Source organism: Gordonia sp. w5E2 (assembly GCF_036540975.1).
Lineage (GTDB): Bacteria > Actinomycetota > Actinomycetes > Mycobacteriales > Mycobacteriaceae > Gordonia > Gordonia jacobaea.
The window spans coordinates 3,053,723-3,079,122 of sequence record NZ_CP144213.1 but is presented as its reverse complement, the minus strand read 5'-3'; the positions used below and the strand labels follow the sequence as shown (position 1 = coordinate 3,079,122).

The 25,400-nt window shown below is 65.2% G+C and carries 22 protein-coding genes, 1 tRNA gene and 1 pseudogene; 12 read left to right on the top strand and 12 right to left on the bottom strand.

The window, feature by feature from the left end; translation table 11 throughout:
- Positions 1–48 precede the first annotated feature (48 nt).
- A complete protein-coding gene (locus RND64_RS13820) occupies positions 49–474 on the top strand; it encodes a pyridoxamine 5'-phosphate oxidase family protein (protein ID WP_049698320.1) in 426 nt (141 codons plus the stop codon).
- On the opposite strand, the gene RND64_RS13815 is transcribed toward RND64_RS13820, so the two are convergent.
- The gene (locus RND64_RS13815; protein WP_083444330.1) at positions 454–1,200 is read right to left on the bottom strand and encodes a GntR family transcriptional regulator; all 747 of its coding nucleotides are present in this window, start codon (positions 1,198–1,200) and stop codon (positions 454–456) included. The two genes, RND64_RS13820 and RND64_RS13815, sit on opposite strands and share 21 nt — an antisense overlap.
- A complete protein-coding gene (locus RND64_RS13810; RefSeq protein ID WP_049698318.1) occupies positions 1,157–2,293 on the bottom strand; it encodes an acyl-CoA dehydrogenase family protein in 1,137 nt (378 codons plus the stop codon). Before RND64_RS13810 ends, RND64_RS13815 begins: the two co-directional genes overlap by 44 nt.
- Before the next feature lie 107 nt (positions 2,294–2,400).
- On the opposite strand from RND64_RS13810, the gene RND64_RS13805 reads away from it, so the two are divergent.
- Positions 2,401–3,141 carry a hypothetical protein gene (locus RND64_RS13805; RefSeq protein WP_049698317.1) on the top strand — a complete coding sequence of 247 codons (741 nt, stop codon included), beginning with the start codon at positions 2,401–2,403 and terminating at the stop codon, positions 3,139–3,141.
- Between the two features lie 27 nt (positions 3,142–3,168).
- Here RND64_RS13805 and RND64_RS13800 read toward each other — a convergent pair whose 3' ends face one another.
- Positions 3,169–4,362, bottom strand: a complete 1,194-nt coding sequence (locus RND64_RS13800; RefSeq protein WP_049698316.1) for a TetR/AcrR family transcriptional regulator — start codon at positions 4,360–4,362, stop codon at positions 3,169–3,171.
- A gap of 192 nt (positions 4,363–4,554) precedes the next feature.
- Here RND64_RS13800 and RND64_RS13795 point away from each other — a divergent pair, with 192 nt between their 5' ends.
- The 5 genes and pseudogenes from RND64_RS13795 (at position 4,555) to RND64_RS13775 (ending at position 9,814) form a co-directional block, all read left to right on the top strand.
- Positions 4,555–5,394: an enoyl-CoA hydratase-related protein gene (locus RND64_RS13795; protein ID WP_235434308.1), complete on the top strand. Its 840-nt coding sequence runs from the start codon at positions 4,555–4,557 to the stop codon at positions 5,392–5,394.
- A gap of 39 nt (positions 5,395–5,433) precedes the next feature.
- A pseudogene (fadD5, locus tag RND64_RS13790) lies at positions 5,434–7,035 on the top strand (fatty-acid--CoA ligase FadD5).
- A 125-nt stretch (positions 7,036–7,160) separates the two neighbouring features.
- A complete protein-coding gene (locus tag RND64_RS13785; RefSeq protein ID WP_049698600.1) occupies positions 7,161–8,291 on the top strand; it encodes an NDMA-dependent alcohol dehydrogenase in 1,131 nt (376 codons plus the stop codon).
- A 28-nt stretch (positions 8,292–8,319) separates the two neighbouring features.
- The gene (locus RND64_RS13780; RefSeq protein WP_049698313.1) at positions 8,320–9,135 is read left to right on the top strand and encodes a serine hydrolase domain-containing protein; all 816 of its coding nucleotides are present in this window, start codon (positions 8,320–8,322) and stop codon (positions 9,133–9,135) included.
- Positions 9,136–9,295: 160 nt separating this feature from the next.
- Positions 9,296–9,814, top strand: a complete 519-nt coding sequence (locus RND64_RS13775) for a DUF3145 domain-containing protein (protein ID WP_005206476.1) — start codon at positions 9,296–9,298, stop codon at positions 9,812–9,814.
- 120 nt (positions 9,815–9,934) lie between these two features.
- Here RND64_RS13775 and RND64_RS13770 read toward each other — a convergent pair whose 3' ends face one another.
- The 6 genes from RND64_RS13770 to aceE all read right to left on the bottom strand — a co-directional run bounded on the left by RND64_RS13770 (position 9,935) and on the right by aceE (position 18,612).
- Entirely contained in the window at positions 9,935–11,386 is a 1,452-nt protein-coding gene (locus tag RND64_RS13770) for an acyl-CoA carboxylase subunit beta (RefSeq protein ID WP_049698312.1), read from the bottom strand.
- A gap of 137 nt (positions 11,387–11,523) precedes the next feature.
- Positions 11,524–12,795 carry a KasA/KasB family beta-ketoacyl-ACP synthase gene (locus RND64_RS13765; RefSeq protein WP_049698311.1) on the bottom strand — a complete coding sequence of 424 codons (1,272 nt, stop codon included), beginning with the start codon at positions 12,793–12,795 and terminating at the stop codon, positions 11,524–11,526.
- Complete coding sequence (acpM, locus tag RND64_RS13760) at positions 12,792–13,103, bottom strand: meromycolate extension acyl carrier protein AcpM (protein ID WP_005206424.1); 312 nt, start codon at positions 13,101–13,103, stop codon at positions 12,792–12,794. The genes RND64_RS13765 and acpM overlap by 4 nt, the downstream gene beginning before the upstream one ends.
- 147 nt (positions 13,104–13,250) lie before the next feature.
- A complete protein-coding gene (locus RND64_RS13755; RefSeq protein ID WP_049698599.1) occupies positions 13,251–14,147 on the bottom strand; it encodes an ACP S-malonyltransferase in 897 nt (298 codons plus the stop codon).
- A 195-nt stretch (positions 14,148–14,342) separates the two neighbouring features.
- Positions 14,343–15,593 (bottom strand): PucR family transcriptional regulator, encoded by a 1,251-nt coding sequence (locus RND64_RS13750; protein WP_200903236.1) that lies wholly within the window; start codon positions 15,591–15,593, stop codon positions 14,343–14,345.
- A 124-nt stretch (positions 15,594–15,717) separates the two neighbouring features.
- Positions 15,718–18,612: a pyruvate dehydrogenase (acetyl-transferring), homodimeric type gene (gene aceE, locus RND64_RS13745; protein WP_049698598.1), complete on the bottom strand. Its 2,895-nt coding sequence runs from the start codon at positions 18,610–18,612 to the stop codon at positions 15,718–15,720.
- A gap of 192 nt (positions 18,613–18,804) precedes the next feature.
- On the opposite strand from aceE, the gene RND64_RS13740 reads away from it, so the two are divergent.
- The 3 genes from RND64_RS13740 to RND64_RS13730 all read left to right on the top strand — a co-directional run bounded on the left by RND64_RS13740 (position 18,805) and on the right by RND64_RS13730 (position 20,663).
- Entirely contained in the window at positions 18,805–19,434 is a 630-nt protein-coding gene (locus tag RND64_RS13740) for a hypothetical protein (protein WP_235434307.1), read from the top strand.
- A 219-nt stretch (positions 19,435–19,653) separates the two neighbouring features.
- The gene (locus RND64_RS13735; RefSeq protein ID WP_049698308.1) at positions 19,654–20,115 is read left to right on the top strand and encodes a DUF3052 domain-containing protein; all 462 of its coding nucleotides are present in this window, start codon (positions 19,654–19,656) and stop codon (positions 20,113–20,115) included.
- Entirely contained in the window at positions 20,112–20,663 is a 552-nt protein-coding gene (locus RND64_RS13730) for a peroxiredoxin (protein WP_270485665.1), read from the top strand. The genes RND64_RS13735 and RND64_RS13730 overlap by 4 nt, the downstream gene beginning before the upstream one ends.
- Before the next feature lie 29 nt (positions 20,664–20,692).
- Here RND64_RS13730 and glgX read toward each other — a convergent pair whose 3' ends face one another.
- On the bottom strand, positions 20,693–22,831 hold the full coding sequence (gene glgX / locus RND64_RS13725) for a glycogen debranching protein GlgX (protein ID WP_049698307.1): 2,139 nt from the start codon (positions 22,829–22,831) through the stop codon (positions 20,693–20,695).
- A 138-nt stretch (positions 22,832–22,969) separates the two neighbouring features.
- On the opposite strand from glgX, the gene RND64_RS13720 reads away from it, so the two are divergent.
- Positions 22,970–23,845 carry an aldo/keto reductase gene (locus RND64_RS13720; RefSeq protein WP_049698306.1) on the top strand — a complete coding sequence of 292 codons (876 nt, stop codon included), beginning with the start codon at positions 22,970–22,972 and terminating at the stop codon, positions 23,843–23,845.
- 20 nt (positions 23,846–23,865) lie between these two features.
- Here RND64_RS13720 and RND64_RS13715 read toward each other — a convergent pair whose 3' ends face one another.
- Positions 23,866–24,816: a GmrSD restriction endonuclease domain-containing protein gene (locus tag RND64_RS13715; RefSeq protein WP_049698305.1), complete on the bottom strand. Its 951-nt coding sequence runs from the start codon at positions 24,814–24,816 to the stop codon at positions 23,866–23,868.
- A 162-nt stretch (positions 24,817–24,978) separates the two neighbouring features.
- Between RND64_RS13715 and RND64_RS13710 the strand changes: the two genes are divergently transcribed.
- Positions 24,979–25,146 (top strand): ribosome modulation factor, encoded by a 168-nt coding sequence (locus RND64_RS13710; RefSeq protein WP_160318042.1) that lies wholly within the window; start codon positions 24,979–24,981, stop codon positions 25,144–25,146.
- A gap of 71 nt (positions 25,147–25,217) precedes the next feature.
- On the opposite strand, the gene RND64_RS13705 is transcribed toward RND64_RS13710, so the two are convergent.
- A tRNA-Val gene (locus tag RND64_RS13705) sits at positions 25,218–25,292 on the bottom strand.
- Between the last annotated feature and the right edge of the window lie 108 nt (positions 25,293–25,400).

Here is a 25,400-nt window from a genome sequence, read left to right as displayed (position 1 = left end):
ACAGCTGGGTGCCGACGCTCGGCGAAGGAATTCACTAGCCTCGGCTTCATGGCGATGAACAAAGAAGAACGGCAAGCATTTCTCGCGCAGCCGCACATCGGCGCGCTCTCGATAGAGGCGGGTGCCGACCGTGCGCCTCTGGTGGTGCCGATCTGGTACCAGTACAGTCCCGGCGGCGACCTGTGGTTCCTGACAGATACGGAGTCACGCAAGATCTCGCTACTGCGTGCTGCGGGGCGCTGCACTGTGATGGCCGAGGTGCTGTCTCCGACGATCGCGTACGCCGCGGCGTCGGGTCCGGTGATCGATATCGTCGACGGAACCAAGGACGAGCTCACCGAGATGGCCGCGCGGTATCTGCCTGCCGACAAAGTCGCGGGCTACGTTGAGTCCGCCTCCTTCGAGGACGGTTCACAAACGAAAGTCGTTGTGCGGCCGCAGCAGTGGGTCGCTTCAGACCTGGGTTCGATCTGAGTCGGTCGTACCCCAGATGCCGCTCTGTTCGAGGTGGTGCGTCAAACGTGCTGCGCCATCAATGAACTGGCGACGCGTCTGCACCACTGCCTCGTCGATGTCGCCCGAACGGTAGGCGTCGATCAGCCGTTCATGGCTGTCGACCGCGGTGTGGCCCCACTCGGGGTCGTTGGCATAGAGCCGCGCCGGTGTGTAACGAGTGGCCGCGAGGAGGAACCATGCCAACTTCGTGCCTCCCGCGATGACGTTGTGAGCGCGGTGGAATTCGAACTCGGCCTCGATGACGCCGTCGTCGTCGCCACTTGCGACAGCCGCGCGCAGTCGTCGGGTCCACCACTGCAATTCGTCGAGATCGTCGGATGTCACGGCGGATGCGGTGCGCAGCGCGAGCCGCACCGCAATCTCGCCCTGCAACCAGAACAGGTCGTCGACGTCGACGCGGTCCAGCGGACCCACGCGGTATCCGCGGTGCGGCTCGAGGTCGACCATGCCCTCGCCACGCAGGGTCAGCAGCGCCTCGCGCACGGGGGTCACGCTGACACCCAACTCGGCCGCGACGTCGTCGAGTCTGATGAACTCACCCGGCCTGATGTCGGCCGTCATGATGCGGTGTCGCAGGTGTGCGGCGACCTCTTCGGACAGTTGAGGGCGCCGAGGAATCCGCCGCGGCGCCCTCGACCCGTCAGAGTCCGAAGGTCTTGCCGATGATGTCGCGCTGGATCTCATTCGTGCCACCGTAGACCGTCGAGATGATCGCACCACGCATCAAGCGCTCGGCGTCGAATTCTGTTGCGTAGCCGTAGCCGCCCATCATCTGCATGGCATCGATGGTCATGCGCTTGGAGGTTTCGGTGGCTTTGAGTTTCGCCATCGACGCCTCGCGGGGGAAGAGTTTTGTGGGGTTGTCGTCCGCGAGTTGAGCCACCGAATAGACGAGTTGCTTGGTGCACTCGATCTCGGTCGCGAGATCGGCCATGCGATGCCGCAGAACCTGGAACGACCCGATGGGACGTCCGAACTGTTTGCGCTCGGTGATGAACGCCAGAGTGTCGGCGAATGAGCGCTCGGCCACACCGAGTTGCATGGCTGCGAGGATGAGTCGCTCGGTGTTGAGTCCGGCCATCAATTGATTCCAGCCATTGCCGACCTCGCCGACGACCGCGGAGTCGGGCACCCGACAGTCTGTGAAGTAGAGATCGTTGACCTCGCGACCGCCGAGCGTGTCGATGCCCTTGATCTCCAAACCCGGTGTGTTGGCGGGGATGTGGAACTGCGTGATTCCCTCGTGCTTCTTGCCGGTGGTCGACGTGCGGGCAATCAGCAAGATCGATCGCGCGAAGTGCGCATTGGAGCACCAGGTCTTCTGTCCGTTGATGACCCACCCGCCGTCGACCTTCTCGGCACGGCAGGTGAGGTTGGCGACGTCGGAACCCGCCTCGGGCTCCGACATCGAGATCGAGAGGGCGTCACCGTTGACGACGCCGGTCAGGACTTCCTTCTTGAGCTGGTCGTCGGCGAACCGGTTGTAGGCCAGGGCGGTGATGAAGGTGGGGCCGATCCCGCCGATGGGTGCCATGCCACGCATCGCTTCTTCGAGCAGGATGCACATCTCGACGTTGCCCGCGCCCGACCCGCCGTAGGTTTCGGGCAGCATGATGCCGGCCCAGCCGAGGTCGGCCATCTTCTGGTAGAGCTCGCGCGAGTGCAGCTCCGTCCCGTCCTTGGTGTAGCGATTGCGCTGGTCGCGGGTCCCGACCTCGCGCTGGCAGAAATCGGCGACCGACGTTGCGAATGCGCGCTGTTCCTCAGTGAAGTCCACTGCTGTCCTCTCGATTGGCGAAGCCTGTAGGCGGCCTGGCCAAGATCATATATGTGATATGTCGGGTCGTGGTCTGGACCACACAATCGATGGCTAGATTGGTTGCCATGCCCAAATCGCGTATCCCGTCCGACGACGGCGTGCAGACCGACGTGGCGCGCACGTCGGGCGCCGACGTTTCGCCGCTCGACGGCGATGAGTTCCTCGCGGCGAATCGCAGTAGGCGTGAGCAGTTGCGCGCCGAGGCCGCCGACCGGGTGCCGCGCAAACTCGACACCACGAAGAGCGGCGGCGCGCGAGCCGATGCAGAGGAGGCCGCCGGACGAGTGAAGCGACCGGGTCGTGGACGGGTACTCGTCGGGGTGCTGGCAGCGCTCGTGGTGGTTCTCGCGATCTCGACCGGAGTTCTCGCGTACCTGTACGCGCAGGCAGATCGCCGAGTGTCCGACGCTGGGCCGTCGGAGGCCGATCGCACCACGGTGCTCGACACCGCGCGTCGCTACGCCGTGGAGCTGACCACCTACGATCCCGCCGACTACGCCGATCTCGATCGTCGGATCAGCAAGATATCCACTCCCGAGTTCAGTAAGACCTACATCGCGTCGTCGCAGGACGCGCGTAAGGGCAACGCAAACGCCAAGGGAGTGTCGACGGCGAAGGCGCAGCGCGCAGGGATCGAATCCATGACCGCCGACCGTGCGGTGGTTCTCGTGGCGTTGGACCAGACGGTGAAGTCGTCGGAAATCGCCGCGCAGGTTCCCGACGGCATCCCGTACCAATCGCGTGTCGAGGTCACGCTCGCCAAGAGGAACGGCACCTGGTTGCTCGACGATCTAGCGACCGTCTGACATCAGGCAGCCGGCACGTCAGCGCCGCTAATGGGAGCCGACGAGGATGGCGCAGCCGATCGCGGTGACCTGCTCGGCGGTTGGCGGGCGGCGTAGTCGAAGCAGATCCGAGATGACACTCAGCGCCGCGTGCACGAGGAAGCGCGCCTGCCCGCGAGTGATCGCATCGCCGCGATCGCGCGTGACCCAAGCGGCCCACTCGTCGACGTTGGCGCGTTGTTGGCGGCGCAACGCGCTGCGCTCGGCCGGGGCCAGGTGTCCGAATTCGCTCAGGTACACCGTCAGAAGTGCGTTGTCGTGCACGAAGAGTCGGACATACCGTGCGACGAGCGACTCGAGCGCGGCGCGATTGGTCGTCGAGGCCGCAAGTGCGTCGGAATTGGCGGCGCTGACGCGGTCGGAAGCTCGCCAGAATGCTGCCGAGAGGATCGCGGCCTTGCTCTCGAAGTGGCGGTAGACGCCGGATGCGGGAATGCCTGCAGCAGAAGCGATCTCGTCGATCGTGACGTCTCGGAAGCCTTTGGTGGCGAACAGCGAGATCGATTCGGAGAGTACGAGTTCGCGTTTGGAAGCCGGTGCCAGCCCGCGCTGCGGGGGATGGTCGGGTGAGTCGGTCACGCCTGTCTGCACGATGTCGGCCAACGAGAGCGCGCTGGTGACGAGAAGTCGGCGAATGTCGCGGTCTGCCAACGTCGTTCGGTGTGTGGTGGGACTCGCCACCACACTGATCATCGCCGCGACGAGAAGGTCGGCGTGGGGACGGGGGATGCTCGGACGCGTATCGAGAAGTGCTGCGCGGATTCGCCGATGCTGGTTCACCAAAACGGTTTTCACCTTCGTGGCGTCGTCGCCGTCAAGGTAGCGCTGATCCCAGCGATAGAGGCCACCGGTCCTGCGGTGGTCGATGGCCGACTGTGCAAGGGCGGTCAATGCCGACTCGAGATCGCTCGCCGACGTCTCGAGCGCCGCGGTCAGCGCGTCGGCGAGTAACCCTGTGGCCTCGGCGAAGAGTGCGTACTTTGTCGGGAAATGACGGTAGAGCGCGGGAGTGGAGATTCCGACGATCACGGCGATCTCCTCGAGGCGTACCGCGTGGTACCCGCGGTCGCTGAACTCCTGAGCCGCGGTTCGCAGAATCAACGCTCGCCGGTCGGCGGGTCGTCGACGTGGGGGTGCGCCTCCGTCGGTCAGGCGGTTGTCAGTCGAGGGCTGACTGCTCATCGGTCCAGAGTAGGGCGTGATCGTCTTCGCCAGAGAAGAAATTGCCAAATCGTCTAAAACTGGTGGTAGTAGCGGTGTGGCAGTTCACTAAGTTAATCCCGATTCCTATGTTGTACGTCTCATCGACATGTATGGTTGCGGCATGAATCACGTGACGGGCAAGCGATGGGGCAGGCCGTGTCTGGTAGTCGGGTGACTGGGTCTGACAGTCGGGTGATCGGCGGCGCGGCGTCTGGCACGTCGGTCAGCACCGGAATCAGGACCGAGGTCGACGACCGCGGGATCGCCCGGATCACGATCGATCGCCCGGAGCGGATGAATGCGCTCAACGGCGACGCCTCGAGTGCGCTGATCGACTTCCTCACCACCCGATGCGCCGAGGCCGATATACGCGCGGTGATCATCGACGGCGCAGGAGGAAACTTCAGCACCGGCGCCGATATTCGCGACATTGCGGCCCGGGCGTCGGAGAACGGAGGCATCGACGAACGGAGTGCCGCCTCCGTGATCGGTGGGGGTTCGGCGTTGGCTCGTGCCGTTCGTTCCGTCGAAGTTCCGGTTGTCGCCTCAATCGATGGCGCCGCGGTCGGGATCGGGGCATCGCTTGCGTTCGCCTCCGACCTCATCTTCGCTACCCGACGCTCCTACTTTCTCTTGGCGTTCACCAACATCGGTCTCATGCCGGACGGCGGTGCGACCGCGACGGTTTCGGCCGCGATCGGGCGGCCGCGCGCCAATCGGATGGTCCTCCTCGGCGAAAAGCTTCCTGCGGCAGAGGCATTCGACGCGGGCCTGATCAGCGGACTCGTCGACGACAGAGTCGCACTCGACGCCGAGATCGCCGGCGTCGCCAAACGATTCGCGCAGAGTTCGACGCAGGCGTTGCGTCTGGCGAAGGCTGCGCTCGACGCCAACACGCTCGCGGGATTCGAGTCGACCCTCGAACGGGAGACCAGCGGACAGACTCAACTGCTGCAATCCGACGAGTTCCAGGCGGCCATCGCCGCATTCACCACCGCACGCCGACACTGACGTTTCGAAATCAACGTCGAGAAATTCAAGGAGAGTTCCATGACCGCGACCGTCGACTCGGGGCAAGATCTCAACACAGAACCGCTGCGGTCCCGCCGCAACCACTGGAACAACCAGGTCCGCAGGCATGCCCTGATGCAGCCAGATGCTCCAGCGCTCAAGTTCCTGGGTGAGACGACGACGTGGAAGCAACTCGACGAGCGCACCACTGCGTTCGCGGCGGCACTGAGTCGTCGTGGCGTGGGGTTCGGCGACAGGGTGCTGATGGTCCTGCTCAACAGGACCGAGTACGTCGAAGCGATCTTGGGGGCCAACATCATCGGCGCCATCCCGGTGCCGGTGAACGTGCGGATGAGCCCCGCCGAGATCGCCTATCTGGTGACCGACAGTGGTGCGCGGACAATCGTCACCGAGACGTTGCTCGCCCCACTTGCCGATGCAGTTGTGGCTGCGACCGGAGACGTCGATCAGGTGATCGTGGTGGGCGGCTCGGACAACGAGGCCCACCTCGACTACGCCGCCCTCGTCGCCGAGGACGCATCCGACCTCCCGGAGATCGACATTCCGGAAGAGACCGTCGCACTCATCATGTACACATCGGGCACCACGGGAAAACCCAAGGGCGCCATGCTGACTCACACAAATATGCAGTCCCAGGCACTCACCTGCCTGCAGGCGCTGCATACCAGCCGTGACGACATCGGTGCCGGTGTGGCGCCGATGTTCCACATCGCCGGAATCGGAGCGATGGCGCCGCTGTTCTACATGGGCGCGACATCGGTCATTCATCCGCTCGGGGCGTTCGACCCCGAGCAGATGCTCGACATGTGCGAACGTGAGGCCATCACGTCGATCTTCTTGGTGCCCGCCCAGTGGCAGGCTGTCTGCGCGGCGCAGCAGGCACAACCACGCGACGTGAAGTTCCGCGTGATCAGTTGGGGCGCAGCGCCCGCCTCGGACACCGTGCTGAACGCGATGAACGAGACCTTTCCCGATGCGCTCAACGTCGCGGTTTTCGGACAGACCGAGATGTCGCCCATCACATGCGTTCTCGACGGCGCCGACGCGCTGCGCAAGATCGGATCGATCGGCAAGGTGGTTCCGGCGGTCACCGCGCGCGTCGTCGACCCGATGATGAACGACGTCGCCGACGGCGAGGTCGGGGAGATCGTGTAGCGCGGGTCGAACATGATGCTCGGGTACTGGCAGAACCCGCAGGGCACCCAGGATGCCTTCCGCGGGGGCTGGTTCCACTCGGGCGACCTCGTGCGCCGCGACGACGAGGGTTTCCTCTACGTGGTCGACCGCGCGAAGGACATGATCATCTCGGGCGGCGAGAACATCTATTGCGCCGAGGTCGAGAACGTCCTCTACGGCCATCCGAGGATTTCCGAGGCGGCTGTGATCGGACGGGCCGATGCGAAGTGGGGCGAGGTGCCGGTCGCCGTGGTGGTGACCGTCGACGGTGCCGACCTCACCCTCGAGCAGATGGAGCCGTACCTCAACGAGAACCTCGCGCGGTTCAAGCAGCCCAAGGACATCGTTCTCGTCGAAGAACTGCCCCGCAATGCGGGCGGCAAGGTCGTCAAGCCGCGTTTGCGCGAAAGCTACGGCAGCAAGGACGCGGGTCTCGCGAACTGATCGCGCCACAAGAAGTAGAACACGTTCCATTTTCGACTAAAAGTGACTATCGTCTCAGTAGGACGCCAGGCCCGTGCCGTCACATGCGGCGCGCTCGGCGTGTACGACGACAAGCGGAGGACATGATGAAGACCAAGGGTGCCCTGCTGCGAGAACTGAACTCGCCGTGGGAGATTGAGGAAATCGAGATCGGCGAGCCCAAAGCGCACGAGATCAAGATCCGGATGGAAGCCGCCGGGATGTGCCACTCCGACCATCACCTGATGACCGGCGGCATCCCGATGGCGGGCTTCCCGATTCTCGGTGGTCACGAGGGTGCGGGTGTCATCGAAGAACTCGGCGAGGGGGTCACCGATTTCGAGGTCGGCGATCACGTGGTGCTGTCGTTCATCCCGTCGTGCGGCAAGTGTCCGTCGTGTCGGTCGGGGCTGGCGAACCTCTGCGACTTCGGCGCGATGCTCCTCCAGGGAGAAGCGGTGTCGGACCACACCTTCCGTATTCACACCGCGAAGGGTGAGAACGTCTATCCGATGACGCTGCTCGGTACCTTCTCGCCGTACATGGTGGTGCACGAGGCATCGGTGGTGAAGATCGACAAGGACATTCCGTTCGAGGTCGCCGCGCTCGTCGGTTGTGGCATTCCCACCGGCTACGGGTCGTCGACGCGTAGTGGCGATGTCCGACCGGGCGAAGACGTCGCGATCGTCGGTGTCGGCGGCGTCGGAACCGCGGCGCTGCAGGGGGCGGTGATCGCGGGAGCGCGCAACATCTTCGCGATCGACCCGGTCGAGTGGAAGCGTGAGCAGGCACTGAAATTCGGTGCGACGGCGGCATTTGCGTCGATCGACGAGGCCGCGGGAGCCATCGCCGAGACGACTCACGGTGCGATGTGCCGCAAGGTCATCGTGACGGTCGGAGAGGTGCACGGCAAGGACGTAGACAGTTGGATGGGCATCACCGCCAAGGCGGGCACCTGCGTGCTGACCGGTATGGGCAACATGCTCGACACCGAGGTGACGCTCAATCTGTCGATGCTCACCCTGCTGCAGAAGAACCTGCAGGGCAGCATCTTTGGCGGTGCCAACCCCAAGCTCGATATCCCGCAACTGCTTTCGATGTACAAGATCGGCAAACTCAACATCGACGACATGATCACCCGGCAGTACCGGCTTGATCAGATCAACCAGGGCTACCAGGACATGCTCGACGGCAAGAACATTCGCGGAGTCATCCGCTACACCGACGACGATCACTGATCATCGTCGACCGGTAACGTAGGTCCCCGTGAGTGTTCTCGAGGCCCTCGACTCCTGGCCGGTCGACAACGTCGCCGCGGCAATCGTCACCACCGAGGGGGTCGTCGCGCACGGCGACACCGCCCGCATCTACGAGCTCGCCTCGGTCACCAAGCTTCTGGTGGCCGAGGCGGTTCTCGTTGCGGTGGAGGAGGGCGCCGTCGAACTCGACGACGCGGCCGGGCCGCCCGGCGCGACCATCGCTCATCTACTCGCACACGCGTCGGGACTCGCGTTCGACAAACGAGAAGTCGAGGCGCCGGTGGGGGAGAAGCGGATCTACTCGAGCGCCGGATTCGAGGTACTCGCCGAGACCGTCGAGGCCGCAACGGAGATCGCGTTCGCCGACTACCTCGCCGAGGGAGTCTGTGCGCCGCTGGGGCTCTCGTCGACGACGCTCGACGGACCCGCCGGCCACGGAGCACGATCGAGCGTCGACGATCTTGCCGTTTTCGCTGCGGAGATGCTGCAACCACGACTGCTCTCGTCCGACCTCGCCGACTCTGCGCACTCGGTGTGGTTTCCGGGTCTCGACGGCTTTGTGCCCGGCTACGGCAAGCACAAGCCCAACGACTGGGGACTCGGATTCGAGATCCGATCGCACAAGTCGCCGCACTGGACGGGCACACGTAACTCGCCGTCGACGTTCGGGCACTTCGGACAGTCGGGAACCTATCTCTGGGTCGACCCGGAGCTCGCCGCAGCCTGCGTCGTGCTGACGGACCGGCCATTCGGTGCCTGGGCCAAGCCGCTGTGGACCGAGTTCAACGACGCCGTCGTCGACACGCTCGTCGCAGACGACTGACGCGACGGGCGGGCGGGTGAATCAGTAATTCACACCAATCACCTTCGGAGACTAGCGCAACACGTACAACATCAGGCACAATAAACAACACGAGTGTGATATCCGCTGTCGCGAGGTGTGTTGGGGAAGACGTTCCTCGTCGACAACGGAGGTGAACAAGGTGCGCAACCTGAATCAGTTTGCGGACATGACGACCGGAGTGGTGTACATCCACTCAGCGCAGGCTGCGCTGTGCCCGCATGTGGAGTGGGCTCTGTCGTCGACCCTTAATGCGCGGGCCAACCTGAAGTGGTCCGCCCAGGATGCCGAACCCGGCATGCAACGGGCAACTGTTGATTGGACAGGTCCGGTAGGTACTGCTGCGCGGCTGGCGAATGCGCTGCGCGAATGGTCGTCGCTGCGCTTCGAGGTGACCGAGAATGCCAGCGAGGGCGTCGACGGTGAGCGGTTCAGCTATGTTCCGGGACTTGGCTTGTGGCGCGGATCGACGAGCGCCAACGGCGACGTGATCATCGGCGAGATGCAACTGCGCTCCCTGATCGAGGCTCAGCCGGACAGCGCTGGACTCGCAGGCGAACTCGAAGCCGCGCTCGGTACGGCCTGGGACGACGCCCTCGAGGCGTACCGCATGGGCGGCGCGGGCGCCGAGGTGACCTGGCTGACGCAACGCGTCGGTTGAACCACATCGGAGTTGGTGACCAACCTCCGATCACCGACCCGACACACTGATTCGGCCCCGGCAGAATACTGCCGGGGCCGAATCGTGTCGGTCTGGGTTTGGCGACGGAGTCGCCGCAGATCACAGCGGTATGTTCTTGTGCCTGCCGCGCCGCGCGGGGGCTGACGCGAGTGCTTCGGCGATGATGCTGCGGGTTTTGGCGGGGTCGATGACCTCGTCGACGACGCCGATCGACTGTGCACGGTCGAGTCCGCCAGCGATCTGTTCGTGCTCGACGGCGAGGCGATCGTGGAGTGCGTCGCGTTCGTCTTCGGGCGCGGCGGCGAGTGCCTTCTTGTGGAGGATGCCGACGGCGGCCTTGGCGCCCATGACGGCGACTTCTGAGCCGGGCCAGGCGAATACGGCCGTCGCGCCGAGTGAGCGTGAGTTCATCGCGATGTAGGCGCCGCCGTAGATCTTGCGGGTCACCAGCGTCACACGTGGGACGGTGCATTCGGCGAAGGCGTGCAACAGTTTTGCGCCGCGTCGAACAACGCCGTTCCACTCCTGGTCGACGCCGGGCAGGTAGCCGGGGACGTCGGTGACGACGATGAGTGGGATGCCGAAGGCGTCGCAGAGGCGCACGAATCGGGCGGCCTTCTCGGCGCTCTCGGAGTTCAGGCAGCCGCCCATGCGCAGTGGGTTGTTGGCGACGACGCCGACGCTGCGGCCGGAGAGTCGGCCGAAGCCGACGACGATGTTCGGGGCCCACTTCGCTTGCAGCTCTTCAAAACTCGAGACCTCGGTCTCGCCGTCGGCGGCGAGCTGTGTGTCGAGGAGCTTCGCGACGATGGGGTGTACGTCGTAGGCGCGTCGTGGTGATTCGGGCAGCAGTGCCTGTAGGTCCGAGTCGCCTGCCTCGGCCTGCTCGCGGTTGAAATGGCCTTGCTTGCCGAACGTCGAGACGAGTCGTCGTGCGCGCCAGTACGCGTCGGGCTCGGAGTCGGCGGTGATGTGGCTGACGCCGGATTTCTTGCCGTGGGTGTGGGGCCCACCGAGCGACTCCATGTCGACGGATTCGCCGGTCACGCTGCGGACGACGTCGGGACCGGTCACGAAGACACGTCCGGCGGGCGCCATGATCACGACGTCGGTCAGTGCTGGCCCGTACGCTGCGCCACCTGCGGCGAAGCCGACGACCACGGAGATCTGCGGGATGTAGCCGGACGCCCTGACCATCGCTTCGAACACTCCGCCGACGGCGTGGAGTGCTTCGACGCCTTCGGCGAGGCGGGCTCCGCCCGAGTGCCAGATTCCGACGACCGGGGCCTGTTCGGCGATCGCGGTGTCGATGGCGTTGACGATGTGTGCGCATCCGACGATGCCCATCGCGCCGCCCATGACGGTGCCGTCTGTGCAGTAGGCGACGGTGCGCACGCCGTGGACGAGTCCGATCGCTGCCTGCACGCCCGAGGAATCACGAGGGTGGAGGAGAGTGACCGTGCCCTCGTCGAAGAAGTTGGTCAACCGCAGTAGCGGATCGCGGGGATCGACCGAGTCCTCGTGGCCGGTGACGGGGGCCATTGTGGTCATCGCTGTCCTCCTACTGCTGCGGTGCGAGTTGGCGCGGTGTGATGCCGCTGGCCGCGACGTCGACGATCCGATGTCATGGAGAACATCGGAGTCGTCGACGTCGCGGTCGGTCGAAACCGGCCCAGTCGGGTTGCGGCTCAGTAGCGCCCGATGGCCAGCGCCACGTTGTGTCCACCGAATCCGAACGAGTTGTTCAGGGCGTAGTCGATCTGCCCATACCGCGACTCGCCGTGTACGACGTCGATGTCGCCGCACTCGGGGTCGAGGTTCTCCAGATTCAGCGTCGGCGGGATCACGCCCTCTTCGACGCTCTTGATGGTCAGCACCGACTCGAGCGCACCGACCGCGCCGATCGAGTGACCGAGAGCGGACTTGGGTGCGTAGATGGCGGCGTGAGTGCCGACCGCCGCCGCGATACCCGCTGCCTCGGCGGTGTCGCCGATGGGGGTCGAGGTGGCGTGAGCGTTGATGTGGGTGATGTCGGAGGGCTGCAGGCCTGCCGTCTGGATCGCGCGGGTCATGGCCCGCGAGTTGCCCTGACCACTGGGATCAGGTGCGACCAGATGGAAGCCGTCCGACGTGATGCCCGCACCGAGGATGCGTGCGTGGATATGCGCGCCGCGTGCTTTGGCGTGGTCTTCGCGTTCGACGATCAGCATCGCCGCGGCCTCGCCGAAGACGAAGCCGTCACGATCCTTGTCGAACGGGCGCGAAGCGCCTGCCGGGTCGTCGTTGCGGGTGCTCATGGCACGCATCATCGAGAACGCCGCGATCGGAATCGCGTCGATGTGTCCTTCGACGCCGCCGGCGACCACCATGTCGGCGTCGCCGAGCACGATGTGTCGCCATGCGTGGGCGATCGCCTCAGCGCCCGACGAGCACGCCGAGACCGGGGTGATGACGCCCGCACGGGCACCGATGTTCAGTCCGACGACCGCTGCGGGGCCGTTGGGCATGGCCATCGAGACGGCCAGCGGCGACACCTTGCGGTAGTTGCCCGACTCCTCGATTGCCTTGACGGCGTCGACCATCGCGTCGCCGCCACCCTGTCCGGTGCCGATGACAACGGCCAACCGGTCGGGATCGACCTCGGGCTCGCCTGCCTGCGCCCAGAGGCGCTTGCTCATGACGTGGGCGACGCGCTCGACGTACGCCATGCGGCGTGCCTCGATGCGGGTCACCTCTTCTGCGGGGTCTTTGACCATGCGGCCACCGACGCGGCAGGGGAGCTCACCGTACTTCGTGACGAAGTCGTCGGTCAGCTCACGAATGCCGGTTTCGCCTGCGAGAAGACCCTTCCAGGTCGAATCGAGGTCCTCACCGAGGGAGGTCGAAGCGACCATCGACGTGACCACCACGCTGGGGAAGTTGCCCCCCAGCGTGGAGTAATCGCGTAGCGATGGGGTCACGAGCCGGCTTTCTGATCGGACGCGACCTGTGCCTGGATCGCGGCCGCGGCCTCGGGGTTCTCAGCTTCGAGCTTCTGGATGTAGGAGACGGCGTCGCCGACGGTGCGCAGTCCGGCGAGGTCCTCGTCGGGGATCTTGACGCCGTACTTGTCCTCGGTCTGCACTGCGATTTCCACCATCGACAGCGAGTCGATGTCGAGGTCGTCGACGAACGACTTCTCCATGGTCACCTCGGACGGCTCGATGCCGGTGACCTCTTCGATGATCTCGGCGATGCCGGCGATGAGTTGTTCCTGGGTGGCAGCCACTGTGTGGTTCCCTTCGTTGTGCTGTGAATGTGAACTCCGGAACATCGCGGGCACGTAGTGCTCACTGATGTTTGGACAACCGGTTCATCCGGTTTCCGGGGGTCGCGGATGAGCGCGACCGCTATCCAAGCCTGTCGACCTTCGCGGTCAGATCTTTTCGATGTCGGCGGGGACCTTGAGGGCCACCGACCCGACGCCCTTCAGTTCGCGTTTGGCGATTCCGACCAGAGTCCCGGCCGGTGTCAGCTCGATGATGCTGTCGGTGCCCGCGTCGCGCATGTAGGCCGAGCAGAGATCCCAGCGTACCGGCGAGGTCACCTGCTCGACGAGCTTGCTCAACGCTTCGGTGCCCGTCGTGACGGGCTGGCCGTCGGAGTTGGACAGCAACGTGCGCGTGGGGTCGGCGGGTGTGATCGACGCGGCCGCCTGGGCGACGGCGTCGCGTGCCGGTGCCATGAAGCGCGTGTGGAAGGCGCCCGCGACAGCCAGCTTGCGGGTGCGTGCCTTCTCGGGTGGATTGGCGATCAGCTCGTCGATGGCCTCGACGTCGCCGGCAGCGACGATCTGGCCCACGGCGTTGCGGTTCGCGGGGACAAGGTCGAGCTCGTCGAGACGTGCGAGGACTTCCTGCTCGTCGCCTCCGAGGACAGCGGCCATCGTTGTCGGCTGCAGTGAGCATGCCTTGGCCATCTGAGCGCCTCGTACAGCTGCGAGCGTGACAGCCTCGTCGAAGCTGATGACACCGGTGATGGCTGCCGCGGTCAGCTCGCCGACCGAGTGGCCCGCAACGACGGCATCAGCGGGCAGCTCGTGGTTCTTGGCGTACTCGTTGAACGACAGCAGCGCACTCGCCACGACAAGCGGCTGGGTGATCGCGGTGTCGGTTATCTCGTCCGCGGTGGCGGTCGTCCCGAGCCGTTCGAGGTCGAGTCCCGCGAGTTTGGACCAGATGGCCAGCTGGTCACGCGCGCCGGGAAGCTCTAGCCATGGAGCGAGCATGCCGGGTGTCTGTGAGCCCTGTCCGGGCGCTAGCAAGGAAAGCACGTGACCAGAGAACACCCTCTGGCACGAAATTGTGGGTGTTGAGGTCGATGAACCTTCACGAGAGTTTTTGTGGAGTTCCTACAATGGTGACCTCAGTGGCTACCCCATCGTCACCACTCTGAGATTCGTTACACAAATGTGCCCATAAAGCGTCTGCCTGGGAAAACGGTACGGGGGTCCTGTTAACAGTGTTTCTCATGTGGCTCGTGACGATGATTCGTTCCTGAAGTGTGTCAAACGACCTACTGTCGCGGCGATTCGTAGGACATAGCCATCACGGGAGTGTGTTGGGTCACGTCCTGTCAGTTCGGCGATCTTCTTCAGGCGATACCGAACAGTATTTGGATGAATGAACAGTTCGCGTGCGCACGCCTCAACGGACCCTCCGGTGTCGAGATAGGTCTCGAGCGTCGTCGCCAAAGTCGGACCACCCTTGGCGAGAGGTCGAACGAGTGTGTCGATGAGTGCAGTGATTGCCGACTGGTCTCCGTTGAGGGCGCGTTCGGGGAGCAATTCGACGCTGTGCACCGGACGTGGGGCATTCGGCCAGCCGTCGACGGCAGCCATCGCGGCCATCGCCTCATTGGCGCTCGTATGCGCGGCGGTCAGATTGGGCATCGTCGGTCCGATGACCACGGGAGCATCGGCGAAGTGATTGAGCAGCGCGGCGCTGAAAGCGTCGCTCGTGACGATCGGGCCGCTGACGATGGCCACGAGCGTCGAGCCCTGTACGACCGACAGCGCTGCGCGATCATGCTGTTTGGCCGTGTTGTGGATGGCGAGGGGCACCGACACGTTCTGTTCGGGCGGCGGCGCCCCGATGATCACGGTCGCAGGCGCATCAGAGTCCCAGTTCAGGGCTGCAGCGCGCGACATCAACTGCGGCCCGCTGTCGCCGCGGACCACGGCGTCGACGACGAGGGCTTCGAGTCGCGAATCCCAGGCTCCGCGCGATTCCGCGGCTGACGCGTAGATCGATGCCGCCGCGAATCCGATCTCGCGGCCGTAGCGCAGCACCGATTCGGTGAGGGCGCGCAGCTGTGTGTCGTTGCGCGCGAGCAACGGTAGCCACTTCTCGAAGAACTCCATGGCGACGCGAACCATCTCGACCGTCTGCAGCAGCGAGATGCGTCGTGCGAGATCTTGCGGAACCACCTGGAACGCCTGGACCGTGAACTTGACGTTGCCCTCGGGATCTTGAATCCACTCCACGAAATTCACCACGGCGGTCTGGACGACCAACTGCACACTCGCGCGCTGCGCCGCGTCGAGGTCGGAGAAGTACGGCAGCTGATCGGCCATCGAATGCACGGCCTCGGTCGCGAGTCGTCCGCTGTACTGCTTGACGCGGCGCAGCAGAGTGTCGGGCAATGCATCGTGGACGGTTGCCGGTGCGGGCACATGAGCGCCCCGCGCGCCGAAGACGTCGACGGGCGGGGGCGTCATGTTGGGCTCGGACACATCCTCAATGTAGTCGGGCTCGATGCGCTCAGGGTCCGACTAGGGCATGGTCCGACTAGCTCAGGGTCCCGATTAGCGGACGGACCCTGAGTCGACGGACCCGACGTCCCTACGCGCTGCCGGTATCGGCGTAGGACACCTCGGCGGCGTTGACGTCGGTGATCCGATACTTCTCCGCCGCTTGAGCCGCGGTGGTGAAGGGGATGTTGCCGTCGCGTGCCAAGCCGACAAGTGTCGCGACGACGATCGACTCGGCGTCGACGTTGAATACTCGACGCGCAGCGGGACGCGTGTCGGAGAACCCGAATCCGTCCGTGCCGAGGGTCAGGTATGTCCCGGGCACGTATGCGCGGATCTGTTCCTGTACTCCACGCATGTAGTCGCTGACCGCTATCGACGGGCCGTAGGTCTGCGCGAGCACCTCGGTCACGTACGGCTGGGGGTGCGTCACACCTGGTTCCCGTACGGCGGCGCGGTCGAACGCGATGCCGTCACGAGCCAGTTCGTTCCACGAGGTGACCGAGTAGACGTTGGCCCCGACGTTCCAGTCGTCGGCGAGCATCGCCGCGGCCTTGAGTGCGTCGGGCATCGTCACGCCGGAGACGAGGATGTTGGCGTAGAGCTCCTTGTTCGACGGGGCCTGCTGGTAGAGATACATGCCCTTGAGCACGCCGGCGACGTCGAGGTTCTCCGGCTGTGCGGGCTGGCTGATCGGCTCGTTGTAGACGGTGAGGTAGTAGTAGACGTTCTCCGGCTCGTCGCCGTACATGCGACGAAGCCCGTCCTGGATGATGTGTGCGAGTTCGTATGCGAACGCGGGGTCGTAGGACACCACCGCGGGGTTGGTCGCTGCGAGCAGTGGCGAGTGGCCGTCGGCGTGCTGGAGACCTTCGCCTGTCAGCGTGGTGCGGCCCGCCGTCGCCCCGATCACGAACCCGCGTGCCATCTGGTCTGCCGCAGCCCAGAAACTGTCGCCGGTGCGCTGGAAGCCGAACATCGAATAGAAGATGTAGAGCGGAATCATCGGTTCGCCGTGGGTGGCGTACGACGTGCCGACTGCGGTGAACGAACCCGCCGATCCGGCCTCATTGATGCCCTCATGGAGAATCTGTCCCTGCGCGCTCTCCTTGTACGCGAGCATCAACTCGGCGTCGACCGAGGTGTAGAGCTGCCCGTTGCGGTTGTAGATCTTGAGCGTCGGGAACCAGGAGTCCATGCCGAATGTGCGCGCCTCGTCGGGGATGATCGGCACGATCCGCTTGCCGACCTCCTTGTCGCGCAACAGTTCTTTGAAGACGCGCACCAGTGCCATCGTCGTCGCGACCTGCTGCTTGCCCGACCCCTTGGCCGTCGCTTTGATCGCGCCGCTGAGATCGGGTTTGAGTGCCTTCGACGCCGAGCTGCGGGTCGGGAGGAAGCCGCCGAGCTGCTTGCGCCGATCGAGCATGTACTGGATCTCCGGCGCATCCATTCCGGGGTGGTAGTAGGGCGGGAGGTAGGGATCCTTCTCGAGTTCGGCGTCGCTGACCGGGATGCGGACGGAATCGCGGAACGCCTTGAGGTCGTCGAGAGTCAGCTTCTTCATCTGGTGCGTCGCGTTGCGACCCTCGAAGTGCTTGCCCAGTGTGTAGCCCTTGATGGTGTGCGCGAGGATCACCGTCGGCTGACCCTTGTGTGCGAGCGCTGCGGCATATGCCGCGTGGATCTTGCGGTAGTCGTGGCCGCCGCGGCGTAGTCGCCAGATCTCCGCGTCGGACATGTTCTTGACGAGTTCCTTGGTCCGCGGATCGCGATTGAAGAAGTGTTCGCGAACAAAGGCGCCGTCGTTGGCCTTGTAGGTCTGGAAGTCGCCGTCCGGCGTGGTGTTCATGAGGTTGACCAGCGCGCCGTCGCGGTCGGCCTGCAGCAGTGCATCCCACTCGCGACCCCAGATCACCTTGATGACGTTCCATCCGGCTCCACGGAAGAACGACTCGAGTTCTTGGATGATCTTTCCGTTGCCGCGGACCGGCCCGTCGAGACGTTGCAGGTTGCAGTTGATGACGAAGGTCAGGTTGTCGAGGGCCTCTGTTGCGGCGAAGCTGGCGAATCCGCGCGACTCTGTCTCGTCCATCTCGCCGTCGCCGAGGAATGCCCAGACGTGCTGGTCGGAGGTGTCCTTGATTCCTCGATCGTGCAGGTAGTGGTTGAATCGCGCCTGGTAGATCGCATTCATCGGTCCGAGGCCCATCGAGACCGTCGGGAACTGCCAGAACTCCGGCATCAACCGTGGGTGCGGGTACGAGGGCAGGCCGCCACCCTCGCCTGCGTGGCTGTGTTCCTGACGGAACCCGTCCATGCGGTCGGCGCTGATTCGACCTTCGAGGAATGCGCGTGCATAGATTCCGGGCGACGCGTGGCCCTGGATGAAGATCTGGTCGCCACCGCCCGAATGGTCGGTGCCGCGGAAGAAGTGGTTGAAGCCGACCTCGTAGAGCGCTGCCGACGACGCATACGTGGAGATGTGCCCGCCCACTCCGACGCCTGGCCGCTGCGCCCGGTGAACCATGATCGCGGCGTTCCAGCGGAGGAAGTTACGGAACCGACGTTCGACGTCCTCGTCGCCGGGGAACCACGGCTCACCCTCGGTGGGAATCGTGTTGACGTAGTCGGTCGACGTCAGTGATGGGATGGCGACCCGCTTCTCGCCCGCGCGCTCGAGGAGACGCAGCATCAGGTACCGGGCACGTTGGGGCCCTTCGGATTCCACGAGCTTGTCGAAGGACTCAAGCCACTCGCTGGTCTCCTCCGGGTCGATGTCGGGGAGATACGACGCCACGCCCTCGCGGATGACGCGTACTCGCTGGCTCTGCTGGCTGCCGACCTGATTCGACGCGGCCGCGTTCTTCGACGCGTCTGCGGTCCCGCTTCCAACGTCGGTGGTTCCGGTGTTGGTGCTGGCTGCCTCTTCGGTCACGGTGATGCCCACTCCCTCGTTTGGCCTGGGCACGGTGGTGCCCGGCATGACGACAATTTGGCGACGGGTCGCGTTGGTGTGCGGACTCCGTCGTCCATCCATATCGTGCCCCATGTCACGTCGCTTGGCACCGGTCTGGGCGGTCTTGCCCCGGATCGTCGACCCCGCCTGCGGTAGCGTTTCGGTGTTTGGTGCCAGATCTGGGCAAACGGCCGTCGGGGAAACAGCCGTGGGGGAGACATGACAAGACGAGCGATGTGCCGTGTATCGGGCACGCGTCTGATGCTGCTCGGCGCAGCAATTGCGACGTTCGCTCTGCAGGGCTGTTCGGCGGTCGGGGGCAGCGCGGGACCTGCCCCGGGCGAGGCCGCGGCCTATCGTTCTGACTTGTCGACGTCCCGACAGGCGCAGTCGGCGAAGGCCGGAGCAGAGCTCTGCGAGGCGTCGACGAAGTCGATGGTCGTGATGCTGCGCGGGTACAACGCGTTCATCACGCGGCTCAACGATGTGCAGTCCTACGACAAGGTCGGGGACCTCGGAGACAAAGCCCGCGCCGCGATGATTGCGGGCACCGACATGGTCAAGCCCAAACAGACAGCCGAGGTTCCCGGTGACCTCGGGACCGTCGTCGCATCGTTCGTGAGTAGCAGCAGCGCGCTGGGCGACGTGATCGGCCGCCGACAGACGGCTCAACTCAACGCGGCATCGACCCGGTGGACCGGCGACAGGCGAGCGGTTCTCGACGTGTGCCGCACCTACCTCCCCGCGCTGCCCGCGACGTCGGCCACCACGACGCCCCAGCCGAGTCCGGACTCGTCGACACCGGCCTCGTCGACACCCGCCACGACCGCGCCACGACCGACGGGCTGACGGGTTGGGTGTTCGTGCCTTGCCCTTGGTCAATGCGCTGTCGTCCGTTCATGCCTTGTCGTCCGTTCATGCCTTGTCGTCCGTTCATGCACGGTCGCAGTTCGTGTCGATAGTTGGCGCGTGGAGTCTCCTCGTGTTGCACTGAGGTCCATTACGCTGTCTCGTAAGCTGAGAAGCGCAATGAAATCTGAAAACGTACCGGTAGGAGGTCGACACGCGGTGGTAGCCGCCACAGGGAGCAATGGCTCCGAGGGCAGCGGGGGCAACGGCTCCGAGGGCAGCAACGCCCAGAAACTCGGGTTCGCACCCGGAATGGTGGTGCAGGAACTCGGTTGGGACGAGGACACCGACGACAACCTGCGCGCCGACATCGAGGACGCGATCGACGCCGAGATGCTCGACGAGGATGCGATCGACGTGGTCGACGTCGTATGGCTGTGGTGGCGCGACGACGACGGCGATCTTGTCGATCGCCTCATGGACGCCATCACACCGCTCGCCGACGACGGGTACGTCTGGGTCGTATCGCCCAAGACCGGCAACCCCGGGTACGTCGATCCCAGTGAGATCGCCGAGGCCGCACCGACGGCCGGGCTCACTCAGACCAACGTCGTGAGTCTTGGTGAGTGGTCGGGTTCGCGCCTGGTGCAGCCGAAGGCGCGGTCCGGAAAGCGAGCATGAGCGACTCGACCTCCGGGGCCGATTCGGTTGCTCGTGCCACCGATGTGGCGACGACCGATGTTGCTCCGACCCAGTCGCAGACCGTGTTGTCGGTCGGCGACGTCGCACCCGACTTCGAGCTGCGTGATCAGAACAATCAGCGGGTGAAGCTGTCGCGGCTGCTCGAGGAGCGCCAGGTGCTGATCGTGTTCTTCCCGCTCGCCTTCACCGGAACGTGTCAGGGAGAGCTCGGTTTCATTCGCGACCACTACCATCGGTTCGTCAACGATGAGGTTGCGGCAGTTGCTGTTTCGGTCGGACCGCCGCCCACGCACAAGGTGTGGTCATCGGCGCAGGGCTTCCTCTTCCCGATTCTCTCCGACTTCTGGCCGCACGGTGAGGTTGCACGCAGCTACGGGGTGTTCGACGAGAGCCGCGGCTTTGCTCAGCGCGGGACCTTCCTCGTCGGACGTGACGGCCGGGTTGTCTTTCGCGACATCGTCGGGCCCGGTGAGGCGCGTACTGAAACCCATTGGGAGATCGCGCTCGCCGCGGCAGCCACGCAGTGAGCGGCGCCGCGTGACTTTGCGGACGGGCGTTACCCGTCGGAGCGTGGAACCGTAGAACGTAGGACGACGATCGATCGCGCCCGCACGTGACATGTGGAGCCGACGATCGGCGACGGCGCGTCGGGTGCGAACGTGTCGACCACCACGTCCCATTTCTGTTCTGCGAGAACAGGTGCCAGGACAAAGTCGATTCCGTGCCACCACGAGTTCAGTAGCACCACGAAATCATTGGCGGCCAGATGTGTTCGGGCGCTGGCGGATCGCGGTGGTGTGAGCAACCAGGCGATGCTGCGCGCACCCTGGTCCTGCCAGTGTTCGTCGGACATCGGCGTGCCGTCCGGCGTGAACCAGTCGGTCACGCCGGATCGTTCGACGGCCGATCGGCTCAGGGCGGCGTGGCCGCGTCGCAGTGAGATGAGACTGCTGGTGAATGCGACGAGCGCGTCGTCGCCCGAGGTCCAGTCGAACCAGCTGATCTCGTTGTCCTGGCAGTAGGGATTGTTGTTGCCGCGCTGCGTGCGGCCCCGTTCGTCCCCGCCGAGCAGCATCGGTGTCCCCGCAGAGAGCAACAGCGTCGTGAGCATGGCGCGCATCTGACGTCGACGCAGCGCGACGATTGCCGGGTCGTCGGTTGGTCCTTCGACGCCGCAGTTCCACGACCGATTGTCGTCGGTTCCGTCCGAATTGTGAAAACCGTTGTTGTCGTTGTGTTTACGTTCATAGGACACGAGGTCGTGCAACGTGAAACCGTCGTGGGATGTGACGTAGTTGATCGACGCGGCGCGGCGTCGGATGACCGTCGCAGGGTCGTGATGACGGCCGCCGAAGATGTCGGCCGAGCCGGTCAGGCGTCGCGCCATCGGCGCGAGCAGGCCCTCGTGGCTGCGCCAGAAGTCGCGGACGCAGTCGCGGTAGCGGTCGTTCCACTCGCCCCATTCCGGACCGAATGCGCCGAGTTGGTGACTGTCGTTTCGTCCGACGTCCCAGGGTTCGGCGATCAGCCGCACCCGCGACAGTACGTCGTCCTGGCCGAGTACCCGGAGGAAGGTCGCCGTGGGGTCGAAAGGTTCACCGCCCCAGTCGTTTCGGGTGCTGTCGGTGCCCTGGCGGGCAAGGGTGGGCGCGAGATCGAAGCGGAATCCGTCGACGCCCAGCGACGCCCAGTAGCGCAGGGAGTCGGTGACCATGCGCAGCGTCGTCGGATGGGCAACGGCAACGGAATTACCGCATCCGGTGGTGTCGACGTACGAGCCGTCGTCCGGGTCGAGCACGTAGTAGGCGCGATTGTTCAGGCCGCGGTGGCACAGGGTGGGGCCGGAGTCGTCGCCTTCCGCGGTGTGGTTGTAGACGACGTCGAGGATCACCTCGATCCCGGCACCGTGCAGAGCGTCGACCATGTGGCGGAACTCGGCGATGGAATCCGCGCCCCGGCCGGCGCGGTCAGCGGCGCTGTAGGCGTTGTGCGGGGCGAAGAAGCCGATGGTGTTGTAACCCCAGTAATTCGTCAGGTGCTGCTGGGCGAGTTCGCGTTCGGCCACGCTGCGGTGCACCGGAAGCAGCTCGACGGCGTTGACCCCGAGTGACGTCAGGTAGTTGATGGCCGCCGGATGGGCGAGTCCGGCGAATGTGCCTCGGAGCTCGGCGGGAATGTCGGGGTGGGACTGCGTGAACCCGCGGACGTGCACCTCGTAGATCACCAGCTCCGACGCGGCACGGCGTGGACCCGGTGCGGTGGCGGTCGTTGCCTGCGGCGGTTGCTCGACGACGACGCTGCGCGGCACGAACGGAGCGGAGTCGAGGGCGCTGGGACGTGCGGGATCGTCGACGTCGTGGTCGAGGAGCGCGTCGCAGTACTCCACGTCGCCGACGATGCGTCGCGCGTAGGGGTCGAGGAGGAGCTTGGCCGGGTTGTAGCGCCGACCGCGCTCCGGTGCGAAGCGGCCGTCGACCCTGAACCCGTAACGGGTTCCGGCACCCACGCCGTCGACGACGCCGTGCCATACGTCGATCTCGCGTCCGGGGAGCAGAAGTCTGGTCTCGGTGCCTGCATCGTCGAAAAGGCAGAGCCACACCGCATCCCCGCCCGAACTGACGGCGAAGTTGGTTCCGTGGTCGGTGACGGTTGCTCCGAGGATCGACGGGTCTCCAGGGGAGATGGTCCCGGTCATCAACGCCCCTTCTCGTCGAGTGAGAGCGGCGAGACGACCGCGGCTATGCGATCGCGCGACGCTGACGGTGACGATACGGGAGCAGAGCGGGTGCGGCAGCCGTGCCGACCGGGCCTGCGCCTCTGGTAGACCGGAGAGATGAGTGCTCCCCTCATCGAACTGAATTCAGGCATCGAGATCCCACAGCTCGGACTGGGGGTGTGGCAGTCGACTCCGGAGGAGGCGCAGCGCGCCGTCCGGTTCGCGATCGACGAGGCCCGTTACCGACACATCGACACAGCTGCGGCCTACGGCAACGAGTCGGGCGTCGGCGAAGGTATTGCCGCCGCGTCGGTGCTGCGCTCAGAGGTGTTCGTGACGACGAAGCTCTGGAACTCCGATCACGGATACGAGCGGGCTCTCGCGGCGATCGACACCAGTCTGCGTGCGCTGGGAACCGACTACGTCGACCTGTACCTGATCCACTGGCCGCTGCAGGATCGCGACCGACTGCTGCGCACATGGGACGCAATGGAGAAGATCCTCGCCGACGGGAAGGCGCACTCGATCGGTGTGTGCAACTTCGAGCCACATCACCTGCAATGGCTCATCGATCGCGGGGGAGTGCTGCCCGCCGTCGACCAGGTGGAACTGCATCCGCACCTCCAGCAACGCGAACTGCGGGAGTTCGCGGGGGAGCACGGAATCGCGATCGAGTCGTGGAGCCCGCTCGGCGGGACGTCGGGGTCGGGGTGGGGTCCGAACTCCAAGCCCAACACCGTCTTGACCGACCCGACGATCGGCGACATCGCGATCAAGCACGGACGGTCACCCGCCCAGGTGGTTCTCGCCTGGCACATCAAGCTCGGACTGATCGTGATCCCGAAGTCGGTGCACGACGATCGCATCAAGCAGAACATCGACGTCTTCGATTTCGAACTCGACGACGAGGACGTCGCCCGGATCGCTGCTCTCGACGACGGGAAGCGGGTAGGGATCCACCCCGACGAGATGAACCTGGGCGCGCCCGACTGATCCCGACGACGAAACCTAGCTCATTCGCACGCGACACCGTCGCCGTCGCGATCTAGCTTCGCGGAGTAGCCGGGCTGCCCGCGGTACAGGGGTGCGGCGCCCGCCGCGCGGGCCTGGGTGCAGTTGGCGTAGGTGGTGCTCGACGGTGCGGTCTGTGATGGGCCGGCCTGCGGGGGCGCGGTCGGGGCCGGCGCGGGCTGGGGTGAATCAGCCTCGGGTGCAGCGCAATTCGACAGGATGCGGATCATGGCCTGCTTCTCCGCAGCCGTCACCCACAGGTGGTAGTTGGCTTTGACCGCGATCTGCCGCTCGACGTAGGTGCATCGATACGACTTGTTGGGCGGCAGCCACGTCGCGGCGTCGCCCGCACCCTTGGCCTGGTTCGTGCGGCCATCGGTGGCCTGCAGATTGCGCGGATCGTTGGCGAAGTTGCGGCGCTGCTCGGCCGAAAGCTGTTGCGCGCCTTTCTGCCACGCGTCGGACAGCGCGACGACGTGGTCGATCTGGACCTTTGACGACGTCGCCGAGCCACGCGTGAACGCGATCGACGTTCGCGTGTACGGGTCGTCGAGCGTGCCCGACAGCACCACACATCCGTTGGTGCCGGGTTTGAGAGTCAAGTCGGACAGATCGCGTCGGAGGATGTCGTTGCGCGTGTCGCACCCATTGTGGCCGTCGGCGACCGAGACGTCGTCGGACCATGCCTGTCCGAACTGTGACCGCTCGTAACCGGTCTTCGGTGCGCGGCCCTTCACTGCCAGCGACTCGAGCACCGTGCGTGCACTCGACTCCGCCACCTGAGATGGGGTGACCGGCGCGGGCGCGGCGTGTGCCGTCGCGGCGGGGACAAGCGCGCCCGCGGCGAGCACGGTCACCGCGATGGGCCAGACGATGTCGGCACGTCGGGACGCGCGAACGTTCCGCGCGTCGTCGTACTGCCTATCGTCGAGCGGCCGGTCGTTGATCAGCATGGCGGAAACGTATCAGCCGGCACCGACAGCGATTCCGGCGCGAGTGGAAAGCGCAAGGCGCGGTGCGCGATCGTGCGACCATCGATGAGTGGATGACCGATTGCCTACTGGGCTTCGAAGCACGTGATTACTCGTCGGGAGATCGCGCGAAGGGCGCTGCCGATGCCGACGCCGGATGAGGCGCGGCGGGCGCTGGCCGAGGGGCGGGCGTCGCGGCCGGGTGCCGGCAATCCGTATGCCGACACCCGGGTGCTCGGGCAGGTGTGGGCGATAGGAAAATCGGGAGACTGCCCGGCGGGTGTTCGCCGCGTATCGCCGACGGGAAGCTGAGCGGCGTCGACGGTCACTCGAGGCCGACGACGGGCGGTGACGCCGACGTGAGCCAGCCGCCTGCTGTTATGTGGTGCGCGCAAAGGGATTCGAACCCCTGACCGCTGGTGTGTAAGACCAGAGCTCTACCGCTGAGCTATACGCGCTCGACGCGTCGTCGGGCCGGAGGCCTCGCGCGTCAACACACGAATCTAGCCGGTCCGCCGGTCGGAACCCAAACTGCGGGTCCCCGACGGCCGGTGGCACCAAGGATG

Bases quoted from the DNA above. Each gene is read 5' to 3' on its own strand.
- RND64_RS13820 (WP_049698320.1), top strand. From the start codon at position 49: ATGGCGATGAACAAAGAAGAACGGCAAGCATTTCTCGCGCAGCCGCAC.
- RND64_RS13815 (WP_083444330.1), bottom strand. From the start codon at position 1,200: ATGAGATCCAGCGCGACATCATCGGCAAGACCTTCGGACTCTGACGGG.
- RND64_RS13805 (WP_049698317.1), top strand. From the start codon at position 2,401: ATGCCCAAATCGCGTATCCCGTCCGACGACGGCGTGCAGACCGACGTG.
- RND64_RS13800 (WP_049698316.1), bottom strand. From the start codon at position 4,362: ATGAGCAGTCAGCCCTCGACTGACAACCGCCTGACCGACGGAGGCGCA.
- RND64_RS13785 (WP_049698600.1), top strand. From the start codon at position 7,161: ATGAAGACCAAGGGTGCCCTGCTGCGAGAACTGAACTCGCCGTGGGAG.
- RND64_RS13770 (WP_049698312.1), bottom strand. From the start codon at position 11,386: ATGACCACAATGGCCCCCGTCACCGGCCACGAGGACTCGGTCGATCCC.
- RND64_RS13750 (WP_200903236.1), bottom strand. From the start codon at position 15,593: ATGACGCCCCCGCCCGTCGACGTCTTCGGCGCGCGGGGCGCTCATGTG.
- aceE (WP_049698598.1), bottom strand. From the start codon at position 18,612: ATGCCGGGCACCACCGTGCCCAGGCCAAACGAGGGAGTGGGCATCACC.
- RND64_RS13740 (WP_235434307.1), top strand. From the start codon at position 18,805: ATGACAAGACGAGCGATGTGCCGTGTATCGGGCACGCGTCTGATGCTG.
- RND64_RS13730 (WP_270485665.1), top strand. From the start codon at position 20,112: ATGAGCGACTCGACCTCCGGGGCCGATTCGGTTGCTCGTGCCACCGAT.
- glgX (WP_049698307.1), bottom strand. From the start codon at position 22,831: ATGACCGGGACCATCTCCCCTGGAGACCCGTCGATCCTCGGAGCAACC.
- RND64_RS13720 (WP_049698306.1), top strand. From the start codon at position 22,970: ATGAGTGCTCCCCTCATCGAACTGAATTCAGGCATCGAGATCCCACAG.
- RND64_RS13715 (WP_049698305.1), bottom strand. From the start codon at position 24,816: ATGCTGATCAACGACCGGCCGCTCGACGATAGGCAGTACGACGACGCG.
- RND64_RS13710 (WP_160318042.1), top strand. From the start codon at position 24,979: ATGCCGACGCCGGATGAGGCGCGGCGGGCGCTGGCCGAGGGGCGGGCG.